A 3,663-nucleotide genomic window follows, 5' to 3' on the forward strand; every position below is an offset into this window, starting at 1 on the left:
AAAGGCGGCGTGGTGAAGGATTATACCTACGACGCCAACGGAAACCGCAAGAGTTTCAAGCTGACGAACAGCGGAACCATCGAACTGAACACGACCTATGCATATGACATCCAAAACCGCCTGATTTCCGTGACAAATGATGGAGAGACAACAAGCTATTCGTACGACAACAACGGTAACCTGTTGAGCACGACGGGAGCAGTCAATACCCAGTACACCTATAACCAGGCGAATTTGCTGACTGCCCAGACCAACCGGTTGGGAGAAAATGTTTTGGGACAGTATTCCGTCAGCTACTATCTGGACGGCAACAAGGAAAGCATTGCGGAGAGCGGAAAGCCGACCACCAGCTATCTCTATGATGATATGGGCAGGCTGACCCAGGAGGTTATCGCCGGGGAAAGCCAGACCATCTATCAGTACGACAGCTTCCTGAACCGGAGCCGGAAGGTGGAAAAGGATGCGTCGGGCAACGTCATAAAGACAAACACTTATCAGTATAATAAGAATAACTGGCTGCTGGAAGACCGGGAAACAGTGGGAGAAAGCCAAGGGAATGAAGTAATCAGAAACTTCTTCTATGACAACATGGGCAATCAGACCATGAAGACCATCACCACCATCGGCGAAGCAGCCGGAAGCCAGTCGGTCACCATCGGGGAGGATCCCAACGGAATCCAGCTGTTTGAATACGATCCGCTGAACCGGATGACGAAAGCAACCATAAACAATGTGACAACGACATACACATACGACGCCAATGGTTTGCGTCAGAGCAAAACCACCAACGGCGTGACCACCAGCCATATCTATGACGGACAGAACATTGTCATGGACGACAAGGCCGGGGAAAAGCAGGTGTTTGTCAGAGGCCTCTCCCCTATCTCCCGAACAGTGAACGGAGGAGGCAAAGAATATTATTCCTTCAATACCCATGGAGATACCGCACAACTGGTCAACGCAAGCGGAACCATATTAAAAGATTATACCTATGATGCGTTCGGGAACCAGAAACAGGAACAGTCAGAAGACAACAATCCGTTCCGTTACTGCGGAGAATATTTCGACAATGAAACCGGATTCATCTACCTCAGGGCAAGGTATTATGACAGTGAAACCGGAAGGTTTACGACAGAGGATCCAATCAAAGACGGTGTGAATTGGTATACATATTGTGGAAATAACCCGGTAAATCTAATGGACTTTAATGGAAAGGCCCCAGTTCCTGTGAGAGCTTATGCGAATTCTCAAAGTATGAATTTTAGATATGAAAACGGTATTTCAATCGTTGAAGTCGGAGGCAAAGAAGCTTATTTTTGGGTAGGAGATGGAAAAGGAACTTATATAAATAATGATGGAAAAATGATTGTTAATGACGCTCAGATTTATTATGAATTAGGATTGCAGCTTCCTTCATATGGTTGTATGAATGTAAGTGATGAATTAATAGCATTTGTAGCAGATTATGAGCAATTTTATTCTATGCCATATAGAGGACAAGATTCACAAAATAGAACTGTAGGATATGGACATGTGATCACTGCCGCAGATGGTTCAAGATATGATAATGGAATCTCTCAAGATGAAGCACTTAATCTATTAAAAAGTGATTTAAGTAAAGCTGTTAATCAAGTAAATTCATTTTTAAGCAATAATAAAATAAGAGTGTTACAACAACAATTTGATGCTTTGGTGAGTTTTACATTTAATGCAGGAAGTGCTTGGATGAATGATTCTACATTGATGAAAGTATTAAAAGACGGTGCTATGAACAACGCATCGGTTAAAGACGCTTTTTTACGTTGGGTATATGTAAATAGAAGAAAATCTTTAGGATTGTATAGAAGAAGAGTTGATGAAGCTGAAATGTTTATTCATGGCGATTACGTACGTGACTATGTAGAATCGCCCTCCAGTGATTATGTATAAGGAGTATCAAGAATGAGAAAAAGTATAATAATTTTATTTTTCTGTACTATTTTAATATTTTCTGGGTATTTAACATGTTCATATTTATCGCCATATCATATAAACAGTATTTCTGTTGAAAAACAAGAGAATATAATTGGAAAATGGGAAATTAGCTATGCAGAGCATAAATCTACAGGTGCAAATTATCCATTGCAAGAAATATATGGAAGCGGTTTTCAATATGGCGGTACTTTAGAATTTAAAAAAGATGGTACATTTAATAAATGGATAGGCATTTCCGATGGTGAAATATCCACACATGAGGGAACTTTTTCCATACAGAATAATACTGTTACTCTTGTGTATTATAGTGGAAATGTAGACAAAGCATTTTATAATTCATCTAGTAATATATTGAAGGTTGAGAATGATTTTGTAGATGCGTATGAATATTTTGTGCCTTTAGAATAATAAAACACAGAGAAATGACAATATCCCATGTATATTAAGTTGATTCAGGAATGGTTTATGGACAGTCAACATGTGTCAAGGGGACGGTTCTATTGGACAACACCTCGCATATGTTAAATTGTTTCAGGGGACGAATTTGATGTCTGACAACAGGTGACATTATTTTCGTCCCCTGTTTTTCTTACTCTCTAGCGTGATGGAATACACCTATTATGCGGACAGCAGTCCAAAGTCGGAGACGGCAAAAGAAGGCAGCACGGTTCTGAGCAAAAAGGATTACGCCTATGCAATCAGTAACAATTTAAACCAGACTACCGTGGAGGTGTATTCGACCGATACGACGAAAACCCAGATTGTACAGAAAACCGATATACACGGCGTGCTCAAGGAACAGCAGGCAATCTTTGACGGGAAAACCTATACCCAGAGCTTTACCCATGACACCTTGGGCAATGTGCTGACAACAACCGACTTCCGCGCCAACGACGAGAATTATACCAACAAAGCCGTGCAGAAAAACACCTATGACCATGCCAACCGGGTCACCAAGCAGGAGGTGCTGAAGGACGACGGCACCTATATGGAAAGCACAGTCACCTACGACAAGCTGGGACGGGCAGTGTCCGCAACCGATTTCAACGGAAATACGGTGACCACGGCATACAACAAGCTGAACAAAGAAACGGAAGTTGTCACACCGATGGAAGAGAATGTGACGGCAAAGGTGAAATACTTCTATGACGCGGTCGGAAATGTGACGAAGCAGTATCAGCAGAACAACAAGCCCGGCGAGGCGGAACGCTTCAAGCTGGTGGAGACGGTTTACAACAGTATGAATCAGCCGGTTTCGGTAATTTCCAATGACGGAAATATTGACAATATTGTGAAATACGAGTATGATGGAATTGGAAATATCACGAAGATGGCAACAGGAATTACCAATATCAATGACGCCATCGATCCGTCGGTTCACGTGGTGACAACCTATACATACAACTATCTGAACCAGCTGGTTTCCACGACAGATCCGCAGGGGAATTCCGTGACCAACACCTATGACAAGCTGGGCAATGTGACCAACGTGACAGACAAATCCGGAGGAACCGCCAGCTATACTTATAACGGCTTAGGACAGATTTTATCTGTGACAGCGAACCGGGATGGAAAAACAGAGGATATCTCCTATCAGTATGACTGGATGGGAAATATCAAGCAAGTATCCGATTCCAGCGGAACGACGAACTACACCTATGACGGACTGGGACAGCTTCTAAAAGAAAC

General features: G+C 42.4%; 3 protein-coding genes. All 3 read left to right on the top strand.

From position 1 onward, the window contains the following. Nucleotides 1-1,929 (top strand): glycoside hydrolase family protein (locus tag KQI32_RS12970; protein ID WP_216426013.1); only part of this gene is annotated, 1,929 nt, incomplete at its 5' end. A gap of 12 nt (nt 1,930-1,941) precedes the next feature. Continuing rightward, nucleotides 1,942-2,382, top strand: a complete 441-nt coding sequence (locus KQI32_RS12975) for a lipocalin family protein (protein ID WP_216426016.1) — start codon at nt 1,942-1,944, stop codon at nt 2,380-2,382. A gap of 196 nt (nt 2,383-2,578) precedes the next feature. Next, nucleotides 2,579-3,663: hypothetical protein (locus tag KQI32_RS12980; RefSeq protein ID WP_216426018.1), on the top strand; the 1,085-nt coding region annotated here is incomplete at its 3' end.

This window comes from Acetivibrio sp. MSJd-27, assembly GCF_018918095.1.
Lineage (GTDB): Bacteria > Bacillota > Clostridia > UMGS1840 > HGM11507 > HGM11507.

What these genes read in the sequence shown, in the direction of transcription:
- KQI32_RS12975 (WP_216426016.1), top strand. Translation starts at nt 1,942, where the DNA reads ATGAGAAAAAGTATAATAATTTTATTTTTCTGTACTATTTTAATATTT.